The organism is Vibrio sp. STUT-A16 (genome assembly GCF_026000495.1).
Lineage (GTDB): Bacteria > Pseudomonadota > Gammaproteobacteria > Enterobacterales > Vibrionaceae > Vibrio > Vibrio diabolicus.
This window is the reverse complement of the sequence record NZ_AP026765.1, coordinates 2,146,479-2,171,494: the sequence shown is the minus strand read 5'-3', so window position 1 is coordinate 2,171,494 and position 25,016 is coordinate 2,146,479. Positions and strand designations below refer to the sequence as shown.

At 44.3% G+C, this 25,016-nt stretch carries 20 protein-coding genes; 7 read left to right on the top strand and 13 right to left on the bottom strand.

All coding sequences use genetic code 11. The annotated features are described in order from the left end of the window. Positions 1 to 35: 35 nt before the first annotated feature. Positions 36 to 1,718 carry an aspartate:alanine antiporter gene (locus OO778_RS10395; protein ID WP_006742623.1) on the bottom strand — a complete coding sequence of 561 codons (1,683 nt, stop codon included), beginning with the start codon at positions 1,716 to 1,718 and terminating at the stop codon, positions 36 to 38. 174 nt (positions 1,719 to 1,892) lie between these two features. Further along, positions 1,893 to 2,159, bottom strand: a complete 267-nt coding sequence (locus OO778_RS10390; RefSeq protein ID WP_005378026.1) for a GrxA family glutaredoxin — start codon at positions 2,157 to 2,159, stop codon at positions 1,893 to 1,895. A 377-nt stretch (positions 2,160 to 2,536) separates the two neighbouring features. On the opposite strand from OO778_RS10390, the gene OO778_RS10385 reads away from it, so the two are divergent. Further along, positions 2,537 to 3,781, top strand: a complete 1,245-nt coding sequence (locus tag OO778_RS10385; RefSeq protein WP_264909712.1) for an iron-containing alcohol dehydrogenase — start codon at positions 2,537 to 2,539, stop codon at positions 3,779 to 3,781. Positions 3,782 to 3,857: 76 nt separating this feature from the next. On the opposite strand, the gene OO778_RS10380 is transcribed toward OO778_RS10385, so the two are convergent. From OO778_RS10380 to OO778_RS10360, 5 genes are all read right to left on the bottom strand, one after another. Beyond that, complete coding sequence (locus OO778_RS10380; protein ID WP_005378021.1) at positions 3,858 to 4,712, bottom strand: MurR/RpiR family transcriptional regulator; 855 nt, start codon at positions 4,710 to 4,712, stop codon at positions 3,858 to 3,860. Between the two features lie 311 nt (positions 4,713 to 5,023). Continuing rightward, positions 5,024 to 6,670 (bottom strand): pyridoxal-dependent aspartate 1-decarboxylase PanP, encoded by a 1,647-nt coding sequence (panP, locus tag OO778_RS10375; protein ID WP_257887168.1) that lies wholly within the window; start codon positions 6,668 to 6,670, stop codon positions 5,024 to 5,026. A 199-nt stretch (positions 6,671 to 6,869) separates the two neighbouring features. After that, on the bottom strand, positions 6,870 to 7,382 hold the full coding sequence (locus tag OO778_RS10370) for a hypothetical protein (protein WP_074191148.1): 513 nt from the start codon (positions 7,380 to 7,382) through the stop codon (positions 6,870 to 6,872). Between the two features lie 206 nt (positions 7,383 to 7,588). Beyond that, the gene (locus OO778_RS10365; protein ID WP_264909709.1) at positions 7,589 to 8,494 is read right to left on the bottom strand and encodes a lysine exporter LysO family protein; all 906 of its coding nucleotides are present in this window, start codon (positions 8,492 to 8,494) and stop codon (positions 7,589 to 7,591) included. 152 nt (positions 8,495 to 8,646) lie between these two features. Next, a complete protein-coding gene (locus OO778_RS10360) occupies positions 8,647 to 9,567 on the bottom strand; it encodes an HDOD domain-containing protein (RefSeq protein ID WP_005393212.1) in 921 nt (306 codons plus the stop codon). 369 nt (positions 9,568 to 9,936) lie between these two features. On the opposite strand from OO778_RS10360, the gene OO778_RS10355 reads away from it, so the two are divergent. Next, positions 9,937 to 10,524 (top strand): TfoX/Sxy family DNA transformation protein, encoded by a 588-nt coding sequence (locus tag OO778_RS10355; protein WP_074191150.1) that lies wholly within the window; start codon positions 9,937 to 9,939, stop codon positions 10,522 to 10,524. 191 nt (positions 10,525 to 10,715) lie between these two features. Here OO778_RS10355 and OO778_RS10350 read toward each other — a convergent pair whose 3' ends face one another. The 3 genes from OO778_RS10350 to OO778_RS10340 form a co-directional block, all read right to left on the bottom strand. After that, positions 10,716 to 11,264: a hypothetical protein gene (locus OO778_RS10350; RefSeq protein WP_005393208.1), complete on the bottom strand. Its 549-nt coding sequence runs from the start codon at positions 11,262 to 11,264 to the stop codon at positions 10,716 to 10,718. Between the two features lie 289 nt (positions 11,265 to 11,553). After that, a complete protein-coding gene (locus OO778_RS10345; RefSeq protein WP_012841921.1) occupies positions 11,554 to 12,051 on the bottom strand; it encodes a response regulator in 498 nt (165 codons plus the stop codon). Next, positions 12,048 to 13,988, bottom strand: a complete 1,941-nt coding sequence (locus tag OO778_RS10340) for an ATP-binding protein (RefSeq protein WP_074191312.1) — start codon at positions 13,986 to 13,988, stop codon at positions 12,048 to 12,050. Before OO778_RS10340 ends, OO778_RS10345 begins: the two co-directional genes overlap by 4 nt. 186 nt (positions 13,989 to 14,174) lie before the next feature. Here OO778_RS10340 and OO778_RS10335 point away from each other — a divergent pair, with 186 nt between their 5' ends. From OO778_RS10335 to OO778_RS10325, 3 genes are all read left to right on the top strand, one after another. After that, positions 14,175 to 15,443, top strand: coding sequence for a DUF945 family protein (locus OO778_RS10335; protein ID WP_005393205.1), 1,269 nt, complete (start codon positions 14,175 to 14,177; stop codon positions 15,441 to 15,443). A gap of 138 nt (positions 15,444 to 15,581) precedes the next feature. Beyond that, positions 15,582 to 16,676 (top strand): 3-phosphoserine/phosphohydroxythreonine transaminase, encoded by a 1,095-nt coding sequence (gene serC, locus OO778_RS10330; RefSeq protein ID WP_074191151.1) that lies wholly within the window; start codon positions 15,582 to 15,584, stop codon positions 16,674 to 16,676. A gap of 83 nt (positions 16,677 to 16,759) precedes the next feature. After that, positions 16,760 to 18,091, top strand: coding sequence for a D-serine ammonia-lyase (locus OO778_RS10325; RefSeq protein WP_074191152.1), 1,332 nt, complete (start codon positions 16,760 to 16,762; stop codon positions 18,089 to 18,091). Between the two features lie 97 nt (positions 18,092 to 18,188). Here OO778_RS10325 and cydC read toward each other — a convergent pair whose 3' ends face one another. From cydC to trxB, 3 genes are all read right to left on the bottom strand, one after another. Then, positions 18,189 to 19,910, bottom strand: coding sequence for a cysteine/glutathione ABC transporter ATP-binding protein/permease CydC (cydC, locus tag OO778_RS10320; RefSeq protein WP_074191153.1), 1,722 nt, complete (start codon positions 19,908 to 19,910; stop codon positions 18,189 to 18,191). Next, a complete protein-coding gene (gene cydD / locus OO778_RS10315) occupies positions 19,903 to 21,690 on the bottom strand; it encodes a cysteine/glutathione ABC transporter permease/ATP-binding protein CydD (RefSeq protein ID WP_046874822.1) in 1,788 nt (595 codons plus the stop codon). The genes cydC and cydD overlap by 8 nt, the downstream gene beginning before the upstream one ends. 103 nt (positions 21,691 to 21,793) lie before the next feature. Continuing rightward, positions 21,794 to 22,753 carry a thioredoxin-disulfide reductase gene (trxB, locus tag OO778_RS10310; RefSeq protein ID WP_005393195.1) on the bottom strand — a complete coding sequence of 320 codons (960 nt, stop codon included), beginning with the start codon at positions 22,751 to 22,753 and terminating at the stop codon, positions 21,794 to 21,796. A 359-nt stretch (positions 22,754 to 23,112) separates the two neighbouring features. On the opposite strand from trxB, the gene OO778_RS10305 reads away from it, so the two are divergent. Beyond that, positions 23,113 to 23,769 (top strand): 2OG-Fe dioxygenase family protein, encoded by a 657-nt coding sequence (locus tag OO778_RS10305; RefSeq protein WP_074191154.1) that lies wholly within the window; start codon positions 23,113 to 23,115, stop codon positions 23,767 to 23,769. Then, on the top strand, positions 23,753 to 24,988 hold the full coding sequence (locus tag OO778_RS10300) for a cysteine desulfurase-like protein (protein WP_074191155.1): 1,236 nt from the start codon (positions 23,753 to 23,755) through the stop codon (positions 24,986 to 24,988). Before OO778_RS10305 ends, OO778_RS10300 begins: the two co-directional genes overlap by 17 nt. Positions 24,989 to 25,016: the final 28 nt, after the last annotated feature.

Below are 25,016 nucleotides of genomic sequence, written 5' to 3'. Positions count from 1 at the left end.
TTGAGCGCCTTTTTTGCTTTCATCAGTCAAAGTTATTAACTTAATATTATCAGGATCGTACCGGCTAACGTCATCAGAATATTAGCAATCGCATAGGTACCCGCATAGCCAAGAGCTGGGATAGTGGATTTAGCGTAGTCGTTGACGACATCCATAGCTGGGGCACAAGTTCGGGCACCAATAATGGCACCGAAGAGCAGGGCACGGTTCATCTTGAGTATGTGTGCGCCCACTAAATAGGCCAGTACTACAGGCACAACACTAACAATGAATGCTAAACCAATCACTTTTGGACCAACTTGAGTCAAGTGCTCGAACATCTTTCCGCCTGCACTTAGACCTATTCCCACCATAAAGAACATCAAACCCAAATCTTTGACCATATTCAGCGCCCCCTGCGGGACATAGCCGAAAGTAGGGTGATTTGCTCGTAAGAAACCAAGTGTAATACCAGATAACAAAAGACCTACCGCGTTACCCAAGCTGAACGAAACCTGGCCGAATGTCATCGTGATGAGGCCAAACAGAATACCCAAAATAAAGAAGCTGCAAAAAGCGAGTAAATCGGCCATTTGACTGTGGATCGAGATGAAACCGATTTTTTCCGCGAGTCCATGTACTCGGCTTTTCTCGCCGCTTACCTGAAGGACGTCACCTTTAGCGAGAACAATGTCTAAATCCATCGGCATTTCTATTTGCGCACGTACCACGCGGTTTAAGAAACAGCCAAACTCAGATAAGTTTAAATCCGATAAACGCTTGCCTGCGATAGCGTCACTTTTTACGACAATTTCTTCTTCAACGATGCGCAAATCAAGCAAGTTACGATCAAATACTTCTTTACCGTTGCGGAAGCTAGGATCCAAGCGAGCATGGCTATCAGGGAAGCCAACCAGTGCAATTTCATCACCTTCTTGCAAAATAGCATCACCATCTGGATGGGCGAGAATACCGTTACGGCGGATTCGCTCAATGTAACAGCCAGTTTGACGATAAATGCCCAGTTCACGCAAGTTCTTGCCGTCAGTCCAGTCAATCAATTCTGGGCCGACTCGGTAAGCACGAATAATCGGTAAGTACACTTTTCTTTGGCTTGAATTTCCAAGGCCACGTTCTTGAGCAATTTGCTGCGCAGAATCAGACAGATTCTGCTTTTGTAGTTTTGGCAACAGCTTCGCGAACATGATCATGCTTATTAGGCCGACCAGATAAGCCATCGCGTAACCTACGGATAGATTTTCTAATACCAAAGAAAAATCCATATTGCGCGGTATAGTCGCAAGGCCAGAGTTAAGAGCGTCTTGTGCACCAACCAGTACAGGTGTTGCTGTCAACGCGCCAGCCATCATACCGGCTGACAAGCCAAAATCGAGGCCGAAATAGTGGCTCAAGCCATACGTTAAGCTGACTGCGGACACGAGAACGGTCATACTTAAAATAAAGTAATGCTTACCATCTCTGAAGAATATGCCAAAAAAGTTTGGTCCAGCTTCAATGCCGACGCAATAGATAAACAGCATAAAGCCAATGGTTAATGCTTCTGCATTGAATGAGAAGCCAAGGTGACCCATTACCAACGAGGTAATAAGAACGCCTATGGAGTTGCCTAGTTGTAATTTGCCAAATCGGATTTTTCCGATGGCAAGGCCAATGGCTAATACGACGAAGATTAGAAGGATAGGGTTTTGCTCAAGAAGGTATACGACGTCTATGTTCACTGTGTGGCTCGGTAAAGTGTGTGCCAAAAAGATTAAGAATTGCGAATTGTAACTAAATATAGCAAAAAGATAAGTGAATTTTTTTAGGTTTTACCATTAGTTGACGTAAGGTAATAACCAACTGAAAAATAATAAAAAAGCCGCATGAAGCGGCTTTCTTAAAAACTGTCTTTATTACTCGTCAAATAGACCTAGGTGCTCTTTCGCGTATGCTTCGAACTCGTCGCAGCCACCGATGTGCTCTTGGTCGATAAAGATTTGAGGAACAGTTTCAACTGGTTTACCAACTGTTTTCTCAAGATCTGCTTTAGAAATGCCTTCAGCATGGATATCAACGTAACGGTAGTTGAAGTCGTCACGCTTCGCTTTTAGCGTTTCTGCGTGTTCTTTTGCACGAACACAGAAAGGACATGCAGGGCGACCAAAGATAACAACGAACATAATCTTATTTCTCCTAAATCTATTCTTTTTTGAAAGCGTACAAAACATAGCGGCTGAGTGCGCTCTCTTTTGTTGCAGTAACTATGCCCGATCCAGATACGGAAATAAAGCGGCAATTACCTCTTGGTTCTATAGGTGAAATCTATCGAATAAAAACTAAACGCGCTCCCTTATTCTATGGCTCTAAAGTATGTGAAGTGACGCATAAAAAACATACATTTTAAGGGGTTAATGATGGCAAGGTGGAATTGGTCAATTTTTTTTATTCAAAAACATAGCAATCTAATCTGGCTATACGCAAATGACTTCAACTCTTACATAAGTGTTAAATCAGAGGGCAAGAGGTTATTTGGGTATATTATTTTGGGAGGATGTGTATGTTTCAGTTTATGACTGCAACAAGGATTATATTTGGTGAAGGTGCACTTCAGTCTTCATTATCCGTTATCAACCAATTTGGCTACAGTGTTTTGCTGGTAACTGGGAAGGACACCCAACGAGCCACGCCCATCATTAACTACCTTAAAGCTCAAAATATGCGTTACCAACACGTAGCAATCAATGGCGAACCTTATATCACAATGGTAGAAGAGACCGCGGTACTCGGTAGAAAATTCCAGCCTGATATGGTGGTTGCTATTGGCGGTGGCAGTGTCATCGATATGGGTAAAGCCCTAGCCGCTATTATTCCTAATCAAGGCAATGTTTACGATTACGTCGAAGTGGTAGGAAGAAACGTACCATTAAAGGCAAAACCTCTTCATTTTATTGCAACTCCTACGACAGCAAGCACGGGCTCAGAGGTGACTCGAAATGCGGTGTTGAAGTCTGGACAAGATAAAGTGAAAGTGAGTCTTCGAAGCCCTGATATGCTGGCAGACGTTGCCATTGTGGATCCGACGCTCACTTATGGAACCGATCAATACACATCCGGGCGTGGCGCGATGGATGCGTTCACTCATTTGATGGAAGCGTATGTGTGTGGTGAGCCAAACCCTCTTACAGATATGGTGTGCGAAGAGGGACTTCGTCGTTTAAGCCGTTCAGTGATTGCTGCTTGTAAGCAAGATAATCATAAGGCTCGCTCGGATTTATCATTCGCTGCGTTGCTCGGTGGCATGGCCATTACTAATGCCAAATTAGGTGCTGCGCATGGGCTTGCGTCGGCGTTAGGAGGTAAGTTAGATGCTCCCCACAGCGTGATCACGGCGCGTCTTGCACCGCACGTGATGCAGGAAAATATTAACGCCGCGAAGCTCGCTGGTAGGAATGATGTGATAAATCGTTATCGTAAACTTGCCCAACTGGTTACCGATCGTGCGAACGCGAATGAGCACGATGGGGTTCTTTGGGTAAATATGGTGTTAGATAAGTTAGCGTTGCCGTTACTTGGCCAATTCGGAGTATGCCAAACTTCTTTTGAACAAGTGGCGAACGATGCGCTTAAGTCGATGGCGATCAAAGGCAACCCGCTACCCCTTAATCAGGAACGTTTGATATACATATTGCAGCAAGTCTGTGATTGCAGTGGAGAGTGTGTGGCAGAGAGCACACAACACGTGAGCTCTGTAGAAGTGCTTGAATCAAGAACGGACTTATCGAGTGTGAACGACTTGGGTTGATGTATTGATCTAAAGCACATTGAAAAAAGGGGAGCGTAGAGCTCCCCTTTATTAAACTTTCACTAAACAGCAGGACTTAGTACTGACTTAGCTTGTCATAGCGACTGTCTTTCAACGCATCTTTTACGCGTTTTAGGTTCTCTCGGAAACCTGTACCACGGCGAAGTGTGAAGCCAGTTGCAAGTACATCAATCACCGTCATCTGTACAACTCGACTCGCCATTGGCATATAGACGTCGGTATCTTCAGGAATATCAAGCGTAATAGCGAGTGAACTTGCCTTTTCTAGCGGTGAGTCCTTTGCTGTAATCGCAATGACCGTCGCGCCGTTTTCACGAGCAAGGTTTGCTATTTCGACCTGACTCTTCGTTCGACCTGTGTGAGAAATAAGAACCACAACATCATTATCACTGCAGTTAATACAACTCATGCGCTGCATGACAATGTCTTCAAAACAAGTAATTGGAATGTTAAAGCGAATAAACTTGTTTTGTGCGTCTCGGGCTACAGAAGATGAAGCACCAAGGCCAAAGAATGAAATGCGCTTCGCTTGCGTTAGCAAATCGACCGCACGGTTCACTTGCATTGGATCTAGGCTGTTTTTCGCGACATCTAAACACGCCATGGTCGATTCAAAAATCTTATGGGTGTACGCGTCTGGGCCATCGTCTTCTTCCACGTTACGGTTAACGTAAGGGGTACCGTTGGCTAGGCTCTGTGCCAAGTGAAGCTTAAAATCTGGAAAGCCCTTGGTGTCCAGACGACGACAGAAGCGGTTTACAGTGGGCTCACTAACATCAGCCATTTTAGCCAACGTTGCAATGCTTGAATGAATTGCAGTTTGTGGAGACGCCATAATTACTTCCGCAACTTTGCGCTCTGACTTACTGAAATTCTCCAGGTTTTTTTGAATTTTTTCTAATGTATTCATAGTGTTCACGAGGGTATAGAGAACAACTCGCTGGCTCTGTTAACGAAAGGAAACACGAAGATTCCAGAGTAGAGTGGGGCGTTAACGAAAACAACCAGCGCCATAGAATCAGTATAAACCTGATCTTCAATCAGTCTAAACCAATAACGGATACTATTTAGTGAGAATTTGACAGGCCTCAAACAAAATGTTGTAAAAACTACAGAATTGGATGTGTAATCGATGTTTTGTTGCGCCAGTCGCACGAGAATGATGTTTGAGTTACATCAAAACGAAAAAAAATTTCAAATTGATGTAACTCTTTCGGGCCATTAAGACGATTGGATATTAGTGACCACCTGTTGAATTCTTTCCATCAAATTTGGTGCTTGCTTGGCGATTTCACGCTGTTCATCAAGCACCGAACTCAAAATCTCTTTGGTCGTCAGCGGATTTGCCAAAACCACTCGGAACACAATCGTGTTCATGCGCTGCCATTGGTCTGGGTTCAGTCTTGTACGTGAAACAAACGATTTGCCCGTTTCGCGCTGACGCTTTTGAATAAACTGTGTTAATTCATTAATCAGTTCATTCAGTTGTTCTTTTTGTGAACCTTCCGCTTCTGCTAATGCCTCACGGATGAATGGCGGCAAGTAGCGGTACGTGAGGAGACAAAGCTCTGGTTCAGAAACCAACTCGAAATCATCTTGCTGCTTGATTAAATCTGCAAAGTAGCGAGCTTTTTCAATGCTTTGATCTATCAGCAGCTCATAGCCAGGGCGGCTGATGATGTGCATTGCGGCATAGACTAACATTGCCATGCCCGAACGAGAGCCTTCTAATGTATGGCTGCCTAGGTCTTTTGAGCCTTTACGCAAGATATATTGAGCGTGATGCTCTATGGATTTCATTGCGTCAGGGTCTTTGAACAGAACCATACCAGCGCCCATCGGGATGTAGAGTTGCTTGTGCGCATCAATGGTTACTGAGTCTGCCATTTCCACACCGTTAAGAAGGTGACGGTGGTGATTAGACATAAGTGTTGCGCCACCCCATGCGGCATCCACATGGAAATGACAACCGTGAGCTTGGCAGACTTCTGCGATTTCAGGTAGCGGGTCGACATTACCAGTCTCTGTTGTACCAGCTACACCAATAACAGCAATAGGCTTGATGTTTTGTTTCTCTAGTTCAACAATTTTCGCTTTAAGGTCGTCGACAATAATACGGTTGTTGGCATCTGTTTTAACCGCAACCAAGCCATCTTGACCTATACCTAGTACATCGGCTGCTTTCTTAAGGGAGTAGTGACCACGCTCAGACACCAATACCGCTAAGCCATCGTAGCCATAATGCTTCATGGCTTTAAATAGGCCTTCTTTCTCAACGCCTTTAAATGAACCATTGGCTCTTAACGCCTTGTTACGTGCTACCCAAAGTGCAGTGATATTGGCAATGGTACCGCCGGAGCAAAATGCGCCCAATGAGTGGTTTGCGCTATGCATCCACTGATCGTAAAACGTATCGCTCTGACCATAGATCAAGCGATGTAGCATGCCCAAAACTTGACGTTCAAGCGGGGTAAAGGCTTTAGAAGTCTCTATCTTTACCAGGTTTTGGTTTAAGGCGATCATGATCTTTGACAGTGGCATCAAGAAATAAGGCAGCGCCGATGTCATATGACCAATGAAGCTTGGTGAAGAAGTGTGAACGGAGTGCGACACCAAAGTGTCGAGTAAGTGTTCTGTATGATCTGACACGAACTCTGGCTGCTCAGGAATCTGAGCAGAAGAAAAGTCTTTTTCGATTTCGCGTAAAGGCTTTTCTTCTGCCACGATGTGTTCACGAAGAAATTGATTTAGATTTCGCGAGAGGCTCTCGTCAATTTTGGTTAACGTTGAGTCAGGACCTTCTGGGACAGTGAAGATCTTTAGCAAGCTCTCAAAGCTAACGTCAGCGGTTTTTTGTTCCTTAACCATAGCAAAGAATCTTTGTAGTTATTTTGGTAATGCGAGCGGCACAATCTAAACTAAAACGGGCGCAAAGTCCCGTTTTAATTGTTGAAACCCATGTTGCTGAAATGAAAATTTTAGGTGAGGGCTACAATCTTCGCATTAAAAAATCGTTGATTTTAATGTGTTAAAACACTCGGCGTTTTCGAGCATCCTCAACGATTAATTAATCACACTTCTGCTTTTCAATCTTCTCTATTGACTGATTGTACTTATTAAGCGCGGTATCAATTTGTTGTGGATGGCTAAGCAGGTCGGCGAATGCTGAACGGAGTTCGTAGTTTTTTGGATGGTTAGTCGATTGACGGTCACTAAACGTTTGTTTTGCGACTTCACCTAACTTATCACTTCGGCTTGCTAGCTGCTTAACGTCGTGTTGTTCCAATTTTAGCCATGCTTCGATTGGCTGTTCTGTTGCAACACGGCTAGGATCGTTCTCTAGAAAATAGTGAACCGCTTCACGGTTTAATTCAAAGTGATGTTTACGGCCGTCCAAGAACCACTGGCTAACTTCTTTTAGATCTGGATACTGGGTAACCGTCAAATTAACAAGATCTTGATACCACTGTAGTGAGGCATCAACATAGCCGTCGTATTTGCTGGCAAGACATTGTTGATCTGCGGCAAACGTAAAAGTTGAGCTTGTAGCGAGGAGCGCTGCAACGACAAAGCGTTTCATTCTTCTTCCTTCTGGTTGTTATCCCTTTATTAACGCAAGGCACATAAGTTGATGTTTCACCCTTCTTTCTCTTTAGTCGTGATAAATCATTGGGCTAATTGATAAAAAGAAAGCGGATTATTGCCAAAATCTTGATCACTTTGACGTTAACTGGGTATTTGAATTTTTGCCGTATTGTAATGGATGTTAAAGCGAAAACCTGAGATCTAGCTAGCAAGTGATACAAAGAAAAGCATCATAACTGGTACCAGTAAACTCAAAATAAACCCACTAACGATGGCGACTGGGACACAACGCACACCACCTGTAGTCTGAATAACAGGTAGGGTAAAGTCCATTGCTGTTGCACCTGCATAACCAATTGCTGTGCACGGATAGCTGCGAATAAAGATAGGAATGGCTACCAGCGCGACCAGCTCTCTCATCAATTCGATCAGGAAAGATGCCCCCCCAAACACGGGGCCAAAAGCGTCTCCCATCAAAATTCCTGCGAGTGAATACCAGCCAAAGCCTGAAGCCATCGCGAGGGCTTGATAGAGAGGAAGGTCCAAAAGTATCGCTGCAATAACGCCACCAAGCATACATGTTGCGATCACAACTGCCGCAATGGCCATACCCTGTTTATTTAATAAAATTTGGCGAAGAGTAAGCCCACTATTGCGAAGCTGAATACCAATAAAAAATAGGAGCAGGAAGAGTATCCATTCGCTCGCTGTATCCACCCAACTTAAATCGATGGGTAACAGCAGACCAACTACTAGCCCGCCACCAACGACAACAATCAGCTTTACTGATTCTAAAGCCATCGAGGATAGTGGCAGCTTCTTTTGATTCTGATTGGTCTGGAGAGGAAGAATCCTATCGATAATAGGCAGCGCTAACAGGTTACAGGTACTTAAACATAAAAAGAAAGTACTCGCATAGAGGAGAATACTCTGTAAGTTGCTACTTAAGTTATCGAGCGCTGCTAGGCTAAGTCCCATCAACGACAAAATGACATAAATAAGGTAGGACGTTGATTGATTGATCTTCTCCAGTAACGAGGCTCGAGATATAGGAATTAGATACCCCACAACAAGTGGAGCGAAAATAAATAGCATCCCTGAGAACATAAAGCTCTATGATTCCTTTTTTGAGATAATACCAACACACATAAATCAAATTATTTATCGGTTGAAATTAGAGAGATATTTCACCAAATACCAAACGCTGCTCAGCCTTGAGCGAATCGTTTATCGCGAATTAGGTGTGAGAAAACGACAAATTACAAGCCGCTAGCACTTAGCACTGCACGTATTTGGTCATTGAAGTCAGTATCACTCATATTGCTGAGTTCATACAAGACCTCTGCACCTGTTAAGTTGAATTCAACTTCGTGTTCATCAATGCGTTCATCATGATTGCGGAACATCAATAGGTGATGCGCGATTCTTGCAATGTCTAAATAACTCACTTCCGGTCGCGTTTGCTCGTACTTCTCGTTTGAGGAGACCTCTCTAAAGTCATTGTCAAATCCCCAGCGCTCGAGCACCAGTTTGCTTGTTGCTGAACAACGAGTTTGGAAGATTTGCAACGCAATTTCAGGATCTAGGTAATTGCCTCTATCTAAGTACAGGTGGTACTCGTTAATTAGACAAAACAAACCGATATCGGCTAGCAGACCAACCAGCAATGCTTTTTCTTGCTCCAAGTGCCCGTAAGTACCTGGCTCGTGTTTACGAAACGCTTGAACCAATATCACCATGACGGCACCGAGTTCTCGGGATACCGCTGCACTTTTCACCAAGATAGCATTACATTCTTTGGTTAAATTTACTGAATGTTTAAGTTGTTCAATCGCTTGTGCGGTAACAATATCACGCACGCGCAGTATACCAAGGCGAGATACCGCGGTGGTTAAGTCGTTGCAGGTAATGTTTCTACGATTGAAAATTACAGAGTTTGCTACTCGTAGAACGACCGCCGCCAAGCCGGGATCTTCTAACAAACAGTTAGCAACATCTGAAATAGTGGTGTGTTCTTCGACACATAACTGCTGAATTTTAAGCACGACATCAGGAATAGGGGGTAATGAAATCTTACCCGTTGAGATGGACTGTTCTACCAGCTGAGCAAACTCGGATTCCAGTGCGTTTATAAGCTTATCTTTATTATTTGGCAGCCAAAAAAATGATAAATGTTCCATTGTGACGCTGTACTTGAGATCTTTCGTACAGTGTACCCTTACAGCGTATTCTTTATCAATTAAATGCGTATCACGTGCTCGTAATTGCCAGCGAGATCATAATGATGGCGTGTTTTGGGCATGCCGTGCGTCAAAAAAATATCACCACATGAATAATAAGTGTGAAACTAATCACGTATGCTGAATATATACTTTTTTATATGTGACCTATGTCCTAACTTATTTTTCAACGTTAAGTATGATTAAGCAAGTTGGTGAGCACAACTCACAAAAATATCGCCAACAAATCGACATTTATAATTCGCTATAAGCTGCTGTTTATCTGGTGACATCGCTAATCGGGGTAATTTATTCAGATTAAAGAGGTCAATGGACATGACAGACCAAGCTTTTTTTAAATATGTACGCAACTTTAGTGAGTATCAAAAACGTTCTATGTTCGGTGGTATCGGTTTATTCACCGATGACGCTATGTTTGCGCTTGTCAGCAATGATTGCTGCTACTTACGTGGTGGTAATGGATTGGACGAAGTGTTTACTCAACTGAATTGCGAAAAATATAAGCACGTCAAAAAACAGACGACGGCAACCGTAAATTATTATGACGTAACAGATTTGTTTGAATCCGGATATACAGGACTCGATGAACTGGTACAAAAATCAATTGAATACTCAATTAAGGAACGAAAATATCAAAAGTCTTCTGCCAGTAGACGTTTGAGAGATCTGCCAAATATGCAGTTAACTCTTGAGCGAATGGTCAAGAAAGCAGGTGTTGATGACGTAGAAACCTTTTTAGAACTTGGACCTGTAAAAGTCTTCAACAAAGTTAAAGTGGCTTATGGCAATGACGTTGATGTTAAGTTGCTTTGGAAATTCGCTGGTGCAACTGACGGTGTTCATTGGAAACTGATTCAAGAGCCGCGTAAAAAGCAGTTATTGGCGCTGTGTGAGTAAGCAAGCTAAACGCACGATGATTGACTCGTTTTGATGGAGTTAGCGGGTCGTAAAGGCAAGTGTTGAAAGCGGAAAAAGGACATTGAAGTTTTTGACCACTTCATTGAGTTAGTCATTAGATTAGACAAAAAAACCGAGGCATGGGCCTCGGTTTTTGTTTTTTAATTTGCTCTTTTCTTAAAGCACAAATCTTAAAACTTAAAACGCGTGGTGAACATTACCTGATCACCATAAAAGTCGTTGATACGCGCTTCAGCACCTAGAGAGAAAAGCTCAGTTGAGTGGAAACGAGCGTATGCTGCACCGGTCCAGTCGTCATCGTTATCAATAGATACGTAGCCGACTTTGCCGCCTACTTCTAATTGAGGACCTAACCATTGACGAACACCTAAGTTCAGTTCCATACCTACGTCAGTGCTGCTATCGCTTGAAGGTTGTACAACGCGCATTAGCATTTCACCTGTAAGGTCAGCCCAGTTGTTTAGTGGCGAATGAAAGCCAAAACCAGCGGCTGAGTCAAAATCACTTTCAAACTCAGAGTCGATACGAGCAATAACATGTGCGTTAGGGTGAATTGATTTGCTGAATCCAGCACCAAATGTCACAGGACTTGCGCCAATACGTGCTTCGAAATAGTCGTAGCTAAAGTTGCTCATAGTTGCTGGCGCATTGCGGTCGTTTGCGGCTAGGGCATGGCTTGATGCCACTAGTAAGGCAGCGGCTAATAGTGTTTTACGCATAACTAACGATAAACCTTGTTCATTATTTCCATGGATTCAAGTAACCACTTGAACCGTAATCTGATTTGTCCGACATCATAATAAAAAGGAAGGTCCACGACCAACAAAAATGTGTCGATGTTTTGTCAATTAACTTAATAGTTAGTTGGTTTAAGCAAAAACTACGCCATATACATAACGTCTAAGAGCATCAATCGGATAAATAGTGATGCTTTTCCATACTCGCGCTATTGCGCGAAATAACGTGGATCAGCTGGCTTTGGTGACATTCAAGCTAGAGCCACGCATATTACTCGCCGAAGCTTGCTCTGCGTTCAGCCATGGCATTGAGGATCGCCTCAGAATCAAGGACTTGAGTCCAAGATAATAAGTTATCATCATTTGCAATCATAAAAGCAGTAAGCTGAGACACGATTGCTTTTCTCAATTCTTCACCTCTCCATGGTTTGGCAATGTAATAGTCCAGACTTGCGTTATTGACGGCCTCAACGGTGTCTTCTAAGCCGGCTTGTCCTGTAAGTAAGACTTTGCGGGCCGCTTTTGTGTCACCATTTTGACTGAGTTCGATTAAGAAGCTAATCCCAGTTTGCTCCGGCATAATGTGGTCGCATAAAATGAGCGCAAGCTGAACTTCCTCTTCCGCCATCTCCTCGATCACTTGCCTTGCTTCAGTGACTGATTCCGCTCCTTCGACAATAAAATGTTCCTCAAAGGGAGCGAGATCCTGGAGCACGCTATCCAAGACTTCTCGTTCGTCATCGACACATAAAATTAAATACTTGGTCATATTTCATCTCCTTTTTCGATGACTGGTAACCAGACTGTCATTCGTGTGAACTTGTCGAGCTCTGATTCGACGTCAATCCATCCCTTATGTGCTGTCACGATTTGCTGGCAGATGGACAGCCCAATGCCTAAACCAAAGTTGCCTTCTTTTTTCGTCGTGAAGTTGAGCTCGAAAATGGCTTCTCTTTGCGATTCAGGAATGCCACACCCATTATCTTCAAACGAGATAACGGCGTAATGTGTATGATCTTTTTCTGCAAGACGTGTTTGTATTTTTAAAACGCCTTTTTCCGGAAATGCATCAATGGCGTTAGAGACCAAATTCGTCCATACCTGTTGGAGTGCGATTGGTTGACAAAGGATAGGAGGTAAATCCGCGTAATTAGTGGAAACCTGATGCATTTTTAGTTTGTTTTCGAAGATCACCAAGGTGTCTTCAATACCTTCATGAATATCAGCATAGTGCTGGGTCTCATCATCTGAGCGTGCGTAACCTTTAAGGCTTTTCACCATATCTGCAATTCGCGCAGCACAGACGTTAATCGAGCGAAGAGTGGAACCTGCTTTGTGGTATTGCTCAAGAGTATCGAGAACATGAGAAGACACTTGCTGTTTTTTCGTTAGTTGAGTGAGTAACTCGTGATCTGACTCTAGCCCAAGGTTCACCACTTTCTTAGCCAGTGTTCGGTCTGGAAGGGCATGATTAAGTGCTTTAACGCGTGATCTGAGCTCTGCGGTTGATGCGGGTTTTGCGGTTTGAGCTTTGCTCAACAACTCAATGCCTTTGGTTTGTATATCGGAACTGGGTACTTCGTTAAGTAATCTTTCTAGCGTATGCGTTAAATTCTCTACGCCCCTCAATATCGCTGCTATCGGATTATTTAGTTCATGCGCCACGCCCGCAACCAACTGGCCGAGCATCGCCATTTTTTCTCTTTCAATGAGTTGCTGGTGGGCAGACTCCAGCGATTCGAGCGTTTTTTGAAGTTGCAACTTGGTATTGATGCTTCTTTGTAATCGGCGGTTGAAGTGGCGTAAGAGCAAGTTTGTAAAAAGAGGCAGCAAGTTTGAGTCGCTTTGCATCACTTTATTGAATACGTTGCGATCGAGTTTGATGACCTCTGTCTTTGTCAGCGTTAGGGCTGTCGAGAAAGAACATTCTCCAGTAACAAACGACATGCCTCCGACAATATTACCTTTGTTATGGCGTACAACCTCTCGCTGCATGCCTTGCTCATCGCGCTTGTACAGAGCCACTTCACCATCGGTGATAAACCACAAGAAGCTATTTGGCTCGCCTTCTACGGTTAATAGGTGTTCAGTTGAATAGGTGCGGCAGGCTCTTGTTTCGTCATTGTCTTTAAAAAACTGTTGGAGAGCTGAGATCACTTGCTCGGCCAACTCAGCATCAGACATCGAGTGGTAGTCGTGTAAAAAGCCCGCTTGATAATGGCTCATCTGATTATTGATGTGCGCTCGCAACAAGCTGTGATGATCCAATATCTGACTGTAACTTAGCAGGTCTTCTTTACCGTTTCGCAATATAAATTGGGTTAGCTCTTTTTGCACTGTGTTAAATAAGACGTGATCTGGCAAAGGTTTAGTGAGGCAGTGGTCGAGCCTGCCCTCATTAACGGCAGTGAGAATTGCCTCTATATCAGACGAGCAGCTAATAAGAATTTTTCTTGCTTGCTCGGTATGCGGCATCCGGTCTAAACCAATAAGAAAATCCACGCCATTAAAATGAGCGTGATGGCTCGCTATGACTAAAGCAACAGTCTGTTCTCTTTCTTCTAGATACTCTAAAGCGCTTTGAGCCTCTTCTATCGATTCGACAGAAAAAATATCAAACTTACTTGAGAAGGCAGACAGCTCCAATCGAAACTGTTCAGCACTGATTGGGTTGTTGTCGAGACACAACACAGCATAACGATTCACAGATGTTTTAGCTCCGGTTAAAACTTCGCCACGTAAACTTTAACAATAAAAGGACATGATGAGTGGGAGCCAAGTATGATTCCTGATTAATGGACTAGAATAAGCATCAATAGTCTGATTTGTCTCAATGTTTTCTCCGCAGGTGGTTTGGGGTAGACTGACCGAAAATACCTAATAAGTGACGTTATGCAAAATCTTAAAAAAATCGGCGCCATTGGTGGTGCTATCTCATTAGCGCTGTGTTGGCCATTGGCTGTCGGACAAATTGGTCAGTCCATCATTGAAGATGGTATTACCAATATGAATGATGAAATGATTAAAGGCGAAGTGGTCGAGTATCAACGTGGCTATTTGTCTTCAGTCGTGCTGACTCGTTATTCAGTTGTTGACCCTGAGCTTAAAACGCAGCTAGAGCGTGATGGCATGCCAACGACGTTTGATGTAACCAGTGATGTTAGCCATGGTCTAACAAGCCTAACAGCAGATTCAAAATTGGTGGACAATGACTTTTTGCCTCTCACGATGCATAGTCAGACTCAACTAAATGGCAATACGGCATTCACCCTTGACCTAGACAGTTGGCATTATCGTAACGAAGCGCAAGGTGTTTCTGTTTCTACAAGCCCTGCAAAAGTGACAGGGGATGTGACGGTATTGGGTGATCTCAATTACCAAGTTTCTGTTCCTTCTGTTCAAGTGGATTTTGAAAACGGTGAAGAGCTTCATCTGAATGCATTGACAGGTCAGGGTAAAGGTAAGCAAGCAAAAGGCTATTGGCTGGGTGAGCAATCTTTTTCTCTAGAGAAGCTGGATGTGGTTGATTCGAACTTAACGCCTGTCTTTTTGATTGAGAATGCGAGTTACCGTGGCAACACTACGATGAATGAGTCTGGTGATAAGCTGAACAGTCAGCTGAACCTAGATGCTAAGAAACTGCGTTTAACTGATGGTACGGATGTCGATAACTTTAAGTTGGATTTCTCAATTGCAGATGTGGATAGCCAGTCATTTGACCAAATTATGTCTATCTATCAAAGCTCTCCAATGTTAGACGAGCAGGAAATTGCGAGCTTATTGCCGCATGTTGACACGCTGTTTAGCAAAGGTTTTGATTTATCCGTGAATGAGCTTTCACTTGCGTTTGGTGACGGTAAGTTCCATAACGAGTGGCAATTATCCATTCCTGAAGGTACTGACCACATTACTCAAGACCCAATGAAGTTGATGACGGCGACTACTGGTGAGCTCAGCACTTACTTCTCTGACGAATTAGTGACGCACTACCCATTTATTCAAGAAGGAATCGATGAGCTGCTCATCATGGAGCTGATCGAGAAAGTTGAGGGCGGTTATCAACTCAAAGCAGAAATCGGTGAAGGCAAATTGAAGTTCGAAAATGGACATGAGTTCCCATTGGTGGCGCTACTTATGCCTGCCTTGATGCAACAACAGTAGCCAAGTATTGTTGCGGAATTAATCCAATTTAACGCTTAGTCTTTAAAAAGAGGTCGTAAGACCTCTTTTCTTGTTTTTATCGCTGCGAAAACGTGATATTAATTTCGTAATATTTACATAGCAGGAGCAATGAGCATCATGGAACAAAATACGGACAACGTATTTAACTTCAGTGCAGGGCCAGCAGGTCTGCCTAAAGCAGTTATGCAGCAAGCACAACAGGAACTAATTGATTGGCAAGGTCTTGGTACTTCGGTCATGGAAATCAGCCACCGAAGCAAAGAGTTCATCAAAGTTGCAGAAGAAGCCGAGCAAGATTTACGTGATCTTCTGAATATTCCGGACAACTATAAAGTGCTGTTCTGCCAAGGTGGTGCTCGTGCTCAGTTTGCTGCTGTTCCTCTAAACTTACTTGGTGATGCCGAGACGGCAACTTACATCGACGGCGGTTATTGGGCTGAAAGTGCGGTAGCTGAAGCGAAGAAATACTGCGAGCCAGACGTATTTGATGCAAAAACAGAAATCAACGGAAAAGTAGCCGTTCTACCTGCAAACGAATGGAAAATTGCTCCAGAAGCGGCTTACGTGCATTTCTGTCCAAATGAAACCATTGACGGTATCGAGATTAACGATCTTCCTGTCACCGACAAACCAATCGTTGCTGACATGTCTTCGACGATTCTTTCTCGTGAGATTGATGTATCGAAATACGGTGTGATTTATGCGGGCGCTCAGAAAAACATTGGTCCTTCAGGCATTGCTATCGCTATCGTGCGCGACGACTTGTTAGGTATGGCGAAGCAGGTACTGCCAAGTATCTTGGATTACACTGTTCTGGCTGAGAAAGAATCAATGTTCAACACGCCACCAACCTTTGCATGGTACCTGTCTGGCCTAGTTTTTAAATGGTTAAAGGCGCAGGGTGGGGTAAAAGCGATCGAGCAAGTGAACCGCGATAAAGCCGCACTACTGTATGATTACATCGATCAGTCTGATTTCTACCGTAATGGCGTGCACTCAGCAAACCGTTCTTTGATGAATGTGCCATTCCAACTTGCGAAACCTGAACTGGATGCGACGTTCCTTGAATTAGCCGATGCCAAAGGGCTGAAATCACTAAAAGGGCACCGAGCCGTTGGTGGTATGCGAGCTTCCATTTATAACGCCATGCCGCTAGAAGGTGTACAAGCGTTAGTCGATTTTATGCAAGAGTTTGAGAAAAACTACGCATAAAATCAAATTCACTGTTATTCATGAAAGCGTCGCAATTGCGGCGCTTTTGTTTATCTCAACTCACATCACTCCAGGAAGGTAAAATGACCAAGGCGAATATTGAAGCGCTGATCAAGCAGTTCCCACTCTTGGCGCCACTTATCGATCTTAAGGAGGTTTGCTGGTTTAACCCAAACATAACCTCTTTAGCAGAAGGTTTGCCCTATGTGAGGCTAGATGAGAAAGATATTCAAGCTGCGAGTGAACGGCTAGCACGATTTGCGCCTTATTTGATGAAAGCGTTTCCCGAAACGGAAGCTTCGCATGGCATCATTGAGTCTTCTGTGGTGGATGTTCCCAAGATGAAATTGCGTTTGGAGCAGCAATACGATACGCCAATATTGGGCCGTTTAATGCTCAAAAAAGACAGTCATCTGCCAATTTCTGGTTCTATCAAAGCGAGAGGTGGCATTTATGAAGTGCTCACCCATGCAGAAAAGTTGGCGTTTGAAGCTGGCTTACTCTGCGAAACCGATGATTACAGCAAATTGTTCAGCAATGAGTTTCGGCAGTTTTTTAAGCAGTACAGTATTGCGGTTGGGTCAACGGGTAACCTCGGTATGTCCATTGGTATCATGAGTGCAAAGCTTGGTTTTTCAGTCTCGGTTCACATGTCTTCTGATGCGCGGGAGTGGAAGAAAAATAAGCTCCGATCACATGGCGTCAAAGTGGTGGAGTACCAGCAAGACTATGGTGTTGCCGTTGAGCAAGGTCGTAAAGAAGCTGAGCAAGATCCTAGCTGCTTCTTTATTGATGATGAAAACTCGCAGACGTTATTTCTAGGTTACTCTGTTGCGGGTGAGCGTCTTAAGCAGCAGTTTGATGACTTGGGAATCGTGGTTGATGAGCATCATCCGCTCTTTGTTTATCTACCTTGTGGTGTTGGCGGTGGGCCTGGTGGCGTGGCATTTGGTTTGAAAGTCGCGTTTGGTGATCATGTTCATTGTATTTTCGCAGAGCCAACGCACTCTCCGTGTATGTTGTTGGGCGTGCATACCGGTTTGCATGACGAGATTGCGGTACAAGATTTGGGTATCGACAACATGACCGCTGCTGATGGATTAGCAGTAGGGCGTGCGTCGGGATTTGTCGGTAGAGCTATGGAAAGGCTAATTGATGGCTTTTACACCATTGATGATGCTCGTATGTATCACCACTTGGGTGAGTTAAGTGAACTAGAAGGCATTAACCTAGAGCCTTCTGCATTAGCCGGTATGGTTGGGGTAGTGCACGTCTCGAATAATCATGCTTATCAGTCTCGAATGCAATTTGATGAAGAAAAACTCAGAAACGCAACGCATCTTGTTTGGGCAACAGGTGGAGGCATGGTTCCGGAAGAAGAAATGGCGGCTTATCTCAAAAAATCAGGTCGGTAAATTAGCCCTGTATACGTACTTAACTAGGCAATTAACAATACAGGAATGACAAAAGGGCTCATCGTTTGATGAGCCCTTCTCGTCACTGAATATCGAATTATAGAGACTGTAATAGCTGGTAGTAACGACCTTTCTGAGCGAGTAGCGTTGGATGATCGCCTTGCTCGATGATCTCACCTTGTTCCATCAAACAGATGCTATCCATGTTTTCTAATTCTATAAGTCGGTGTGTAATGAATACCACTGTCTTATTAGCAAAGTGCTCATTGAAAAGCGTCATCACTTTTTGTTCCGTACGCTTATCAAGGCCTTCAGTCGGTTCATCTAAGAGTAGGATTGGGGCATCACGTAGCAATGCTCGAGCAATACCGATTCGGCGTTTCTCTCCACCAGATAACTGACGACCACCGTCGCCTAACCAAGCGTCTAACCCTGGAGCCTCAAGAAGGCCACCAAGTTCGACTTTTTGAAGAATCTCAGACAGTCGCTCATCACTTGCTTCTGGAGCGGCCATAAGTAAGTTGTCACGCAGTGTTCCATTCAGTACATCAACGCGTTGACTGACCACTGTCATTGCTTCTCGCAGGTCAGACTCGCTCCAATCTTGCAGTTTTGTACCACCGATTCGAACTTCACCTTGGTTAACATCCCAGTAGCGACAAAGAAGCTGAATGAGTGTTGATTTACCTGAACCTGTTTGACCTACGATAGCTGTTTTAGTGCCCAACGGTAGTGAGAGTGACAAGTCTTTCAGCACCTTTTGCTGACCGTCAGGGTAAGTGAAGCCAATGTTGTCGAATTCAATGTCTAACGTTGTGTCTTTATATTTTGATTGCTCAGGGAAGACAACGTCAGGTTCAGCCAAAATTACTTCATTTAAACGACGAGCAGAAGTCAACGTTTGACCCAGGTACTGGAACGCGCCCGCAATAGGCATCAAAATTTCAAAACTTGCCATCGTTGCAAATGCAAACAACGCAATCCAAGGATCAGGAGCACGACCTCCTACGCCGTCTGCAGCAAACCAAAGCATCACAACCAGTGTAAGACCGTTCACAAGCATAAGAAGGCCTGAAGCCATGCCCGTTAAATTCGCGTTCACAAACTGATTAGACAAAAGCTGCTTTTGCTTCTCTAGAATGAGATTGCGATAACGCTCTTCTGCTCCAAAGATACTCAGTTCGCTGTAGCCTTGAAGCCAGTCCAGAGTCGCCACTCGCAACTGCGCTTTATGATGAGTGAGGTTCTCGCCATTGTTTTTACCCAGTTTATAGAACAGCACCGGCCATACAAACAACATGACGGTAAGAATCGAACCAAGCAGCAGGGCGAGATGCCAGTCAAAAAATGCCAAGACAGCCGTTAAACTTAGTATCCCAAAAATACCAATCACGACAGGGCTGATAAGTCGAAGATAAACGTGATCCATCGCATCTACGTCCGCCACTAGGCGGTTGAGCAGATCAGCATCACGCATCGTAGAGACACGACCCGGAATCAGTGGTGCAAGTTTCTTAAAGAAGAAGATACGTAGATCGGTCAGTAACTTGAACGTCGCATTGTGGCTGACGACACGTTCTCCCCATCGACCTGCGGTTCGAGCCATTGCAGCGCCGCGTACCCCGGCACCTGGTAACATGTAGTTGAAGGTCTCACGAGCAACCGTCAAGCCTGCCACCGCTGCGGCTGAAATAAACCAACCCGATAACGTTAATAAGCCAATAGATGCAGCTAAGGTCAGAAATGCCAATAGCATACCTAGCGAAAGACCAAACCAATGTTTCTTATAGAGTTTTAGATAAGGGAGTAAATCACGCATCTAAGTTCCCCTTGTCTGTTTCACGTTGTGCGAGGTTCGCTTCCAACATGTCTTTAAATAAGCCATCTTCTGTCGACAGTGTGTCGTAATCACCACGTTGAACAATCTGGCCGTCCTGCATAACAAGAATTTGCGATACGCTTTGTAAAGGTGCCAACTGGTGAGTAATCATCAAATTCGTTGTGGCATGTGCGTACTTGTTAATGCCTTCCATGACGAGTTTTTCACTACGAGCATCTAAGCTTGCGGTCGGTTCATCTAATAACCAAAAACGACCATTTTGTAGCATAGCGCGAGCCAACGCTAAACGCTGGGCTTGGCCGACAGATAAACCACCAGAGCGGTCAGATATCGGGTAATCCAACCCATGCATTTCAACAAATTCAGCAGCATGAGAGTCATTCAAAACAGAATGAACGTCTGCATCTTGAATGTTGTGTTTGCCTAACGTGACGTTATCTCGAATGCTGCCATGTAATAGCATTGGGTTTTGACCAATCCAGCTTACGGCCTCTCGCCATGTGGCGAGATCCAGTTGTGACAATTCACAACCATTAATCTTCAAGCTACCTTGATAAGGCATGAAACCGAGGATGGTGTTTACCAAGCTTGTTTTACCTGCGCCACTTGGTCCAACTAAAGCCGTACTTTTGTTGGCTTCAAGAGAGAAGGATAGGGGACCTGCGAGCTGCTTACCTTCCGGACTAAAAATGGTTAACTCGTCCGCTTCAATATGGATGGGACTACTCTTATCTAACGCTTGGGTGCCATCTTTGACTTGATCGACTTCCAAATCCAGAAACTCGACAATGCTTTCTGCTGCGCCAACCGCTTGCTGTTTCGCATGATAGAACGTGCCCAAATCACGTAATGGCTGATAAAACTCTGGCGCAAGAATCAGAATGAACAAACCAGCAAACAGCGTAACACCTGTGCCGTAGTAGCCGAAATCGAGCTCTCCGATATAACTAAAGCCAAAGTAGACGGCGGTAATTGCGATAGAAATGGAAGTGAAAAACTCTAAAACCGCAGAAGATAGAAACGCGATTTTCAGAACGTCCATGGTGCGAGTACGAAAGACTTCCGAAGCACCCTTCAGAGTTTCAGTTTCAGATTTTGTTCTATCGAATAAGCGAATGGTCGTCATTGCTTGCAAGCGGTCATAAAAGTGACCGGACAAACGCTGCATCGCTTTAAAGTTTTTACGGTTTGCTTCTGCGGCTTTCATCCCAACCAGTGCCATGAAAATAGGCACTAGTGGTGCTGTGACGAGGAAGATCAAGCCTGCCGCCCAGTTTACTGGGAATACGACAACCAAAATAATGAAAGGCACTAGTACCGATAATGACATCTGAGGCAAGTAGCGAGAGAAGAAATCTTGCATATCTTCTACCTGCTCTAAGATGAGCGTCGCCCAGCTGCCGGCAGGTTTGCCTTTGATGTAAGCTGGCCCAAGTTTATGAACTTTATCTAAAATGAGTTGGCGAATATAAACTCGAATTTGCTCACCGCAACGGTAACCGGCAAGCTCTCGACCCCAGGTACAAGCAGCTCGACCGATAACCGTGCCACCAAGCCCAACAAAATGCCAAATGAGGTCGGCTTTGTCGACTTGGTCAATGATTAACTGGTGCAGAATGGAGGCGAGCAGGGCTGCTTGAGCCAATAAAAACACGCTTGAAAGTACGCCTAGGCCTATCGCAATCATAAGCCAGCGCTTGGCTAACTTACTTTGTTGCTTAAGCCACTTATTCAAGCTGCTTTGCTTTTTCTTATCCATCGTGAAGGCTTAATGATAATTGTTTTAATGAGGCGGTAGTATACAAAAGAAAACCCAGCGGGAATACCGCTGGGCTTTAAGGATATGACACAAATGTGAAAAGTTATTTGTCACCAAGTGAGTCTAAGAAACGCTCAGCATCTAATGCCGCCATACAACCTGTACCTGCAGATGTGATAGCTTGACGGTAGTTATGGTCCATAACGTCGCCTGCTGCAAATACACCTTCAATGCTAGTTTGTGTCGCGTTGCCTTCTAGGCCAGACTTAACGATGATGTAGCCATCTTTCATGTCTACTTGGCCTTCAAAGATTTGTGTGTTTGGCTGGTGGCCGATCGCAATAAACGCGCCCATCACTTCAAGGTCTTCAGTCGCACCTGTGTTGACGTCTTTAATACGAACGCCAGTTACGCCCATGTCGTCGCCAAGTACTTCATCGAGAGTTCGATCGGTATGAAGAACGATATTACCGCTTTCAACTTTATCCATCAGACGTTTCACAAGGATCTTCTCTGCACGGAATGAATCGCGGCGGTGGATCAGGTGAACTTCTGACGCAATGTTAGATAGGTAAAGTGCTTCCTCAACAGCAGTGTTACCACCGCCCACAACTGCAACTTTCTGATTACGGTAGAAGAAACCGTCACAGGTTGCACAAGCAGAAACGCCGCGACCTTTAAATGCTTCTTCAGACTCAAGGCCAAGGTATTTTGCTGATGCACCTGTAGAAATAATCAATGCGTCACATGTGTACTCGCCAGAATCGCCTTTTAAACGAAATGGGCGTTGTGATAGTTCTACTTCGTTGATGTGATCAAACACGATCTCAGTTTCGAAACGCTCGGCGTGCTCTTTCATGCGATCCATCAATGCAGGACCTGTCAGACCTTCAGCGTCGCCGGGCCAGTTTTCAACTTCAGTAGTGGTGGTTAGCTGACCACCTTGTTGCATTCCCGTCACAAGCACAGGGTTTAGGTTGGCACGCGCTGCGTACACGGCAGCTGTGTATCCTGCTGGACCAGAACCAAGAATTAATAGTTTACAATGTTTTACGTCGCTCATTATGGCTCCAAAAAGGGCTGAACATTTCCCTCGATTGTATGGAAATTCTTAGTGCTTTAAAAGCATAAACAACGATTGTGATCGAATAATTGGTTATAGATTAGAACCCACTAAAGATTGATAAAGAACGTTGACTTCTAGCATAAAATTCTATTCGTAGTAGAGAAGTCTAGTTTCAAATATCGCCAAAGCGCAAAAGTGAAACATGGCTCTGTATTTTTGCTTTGAATTGGTTTGTTATGTTGTTTTTGTTATTTTGTTGAAGCTATCAACGTTAAAAGCTGGCAATTGCAGAATATTTGCGTAACCTAGTGTGTAAATTAAATGTTAATTAATGTGCCTCATTAAAGGAGACAATGATGTTACATTCACGTGAGAATACTCTGCATTTAACACAGCTCAGCATGGCAGCAATAGAGCAGCTTTCCCCATCGTTTGAAGAACTGCCTCGTACCGAGCATGCAGATGGTCAGTATCGACTAAGACGTTATTCTGTGGTTGGTTTTGATAATGGCAAAGTCATTGACTTAAACAAAAACAGCTTTGTTCAATCGTCTGATATCAACCGATTCCAAGGTGATGTTGTAAGACAATTTGAGCCGATTGAGAAGGATATTCTCATCAGTGATGGTTTCCGAGAAATGTGCGAATTGTTTGTCAATGCGAATCATCTGCCTAACGGCCAGGAAATAGAAATTCACCAAATCCGAATCACAGCGCTAGAAGAAGAAACTCAAGTGGCACCTGAAGGTGTGCACCAAGACGGTTTTGATCACATTGCAATGGTTGGCGTAGGACGCCATAACATCATTGGTGGTGACATCATGCTGTACAGCAGTCATAACCAAGCCCCATTTTTCCGTAAGGTGTTAGAAACGGGTGAGGTTGCAATATTGGCAGACAGTAAACTGTGGCACAACGCGTGCCCAATCCGTTCTGTCATTGATGATGAAGCGGGTCATATGGATGTGTTTGTACTCACGGCTACGGATAAGCGCAATGAACTTCAATCTTAATCTGATCAGAGAGCAGTTTCCGGCGCTCGCTCAATACCATAACGACAAACCTGTGACGTTTTTTGATGGTCCAGGCGGGTCACAGGTACCTCAATCAGTGCTAGACAGCATGGTGGGATATTTAGGTCGTTTCAACGCCAACTTAGGCGGGCATTATTTTTCTAGCCAAAAGACGGTTGACGTGATGCAAAATGCACGCGAGTCAGCGCAAGCTCTGCTAAACGCGCCGTCATCTGGCAATATCGTCTTCGGTGCGAACATGACATCGTTAACCTTTCAGCTTAGTCGTGCGATTAGCCGAGATTGGCAAGAGGGAGATGAGATCATTGTTTCTGCTTTGGACCACTATTCGAATGTGTCCAGCTGGCAACAAGCGGCAGAAGATCAAGGCGTTACGGTTCATCAGGTTCGTATCAACGAAGATGATTGTACGTTGGACTTGGAGCATTTAAGCAGTCTTCTTTCTGATAAAACGCGCCTTGTAGCGGTGACCTATGCATCGAATACGACTGGTTCTATCGTGGATGTGCAGCGAGTAGTAAGCATGGCGCACAACGTCGGGGCACAAGTTTATGTGGATGCCGTTCATTACGCGCCGCATCACTTGGTTGATGTTCAAGCGTTGGGTTGTGACTTTTTAGCGTGCTCTGCTTACAAGTTTTTCGGCCCGCACGTTGGTATTGCTTACATTGCCGATCAGTGGCTGCACAGTATTCGTCCGTACAAAGTCGAGCCTGCAACCAATATTGGCCCAGGCCGATTTGAAACGGGGACGCAAAGTTTTGAAGGTCTTGCTGGTGTCGTTGCTGCGGTTGAGTATCTGGCTCAATTTGGTGAAGCCGGTTTACCTCTTCGTCAACGATTGGAGCAAAGTTACCAATTGTATGAACAACATGAGCAACGCTTGAGTGAGCGTTTCTTACAGCGTCTGAGTGCACTAGATGGTGTCAATCTATTTGGCATTGCGAAAGAAGATAGCCAACTCCGCACACCAACTTTTGCGCTAACATTCGACCTATATTCTCCAGAATTCATCGCGAAAACGCTGGGTGAACACAACATCTGTGTTTGGAACGGCCACTTTTATGCGCTGGGTTTAGTTCGTCAACTTGGTCTAGAAGAGTCGGGTGGTGTAGTACGAATTGGTTGCATGCATTACAACACAATAGAAGAAGTCGATATGTTGTTCGATGTACTAGAAAACATCCTTGATGCGTAACTGATCATATCTTCCTGATAGAAAAACA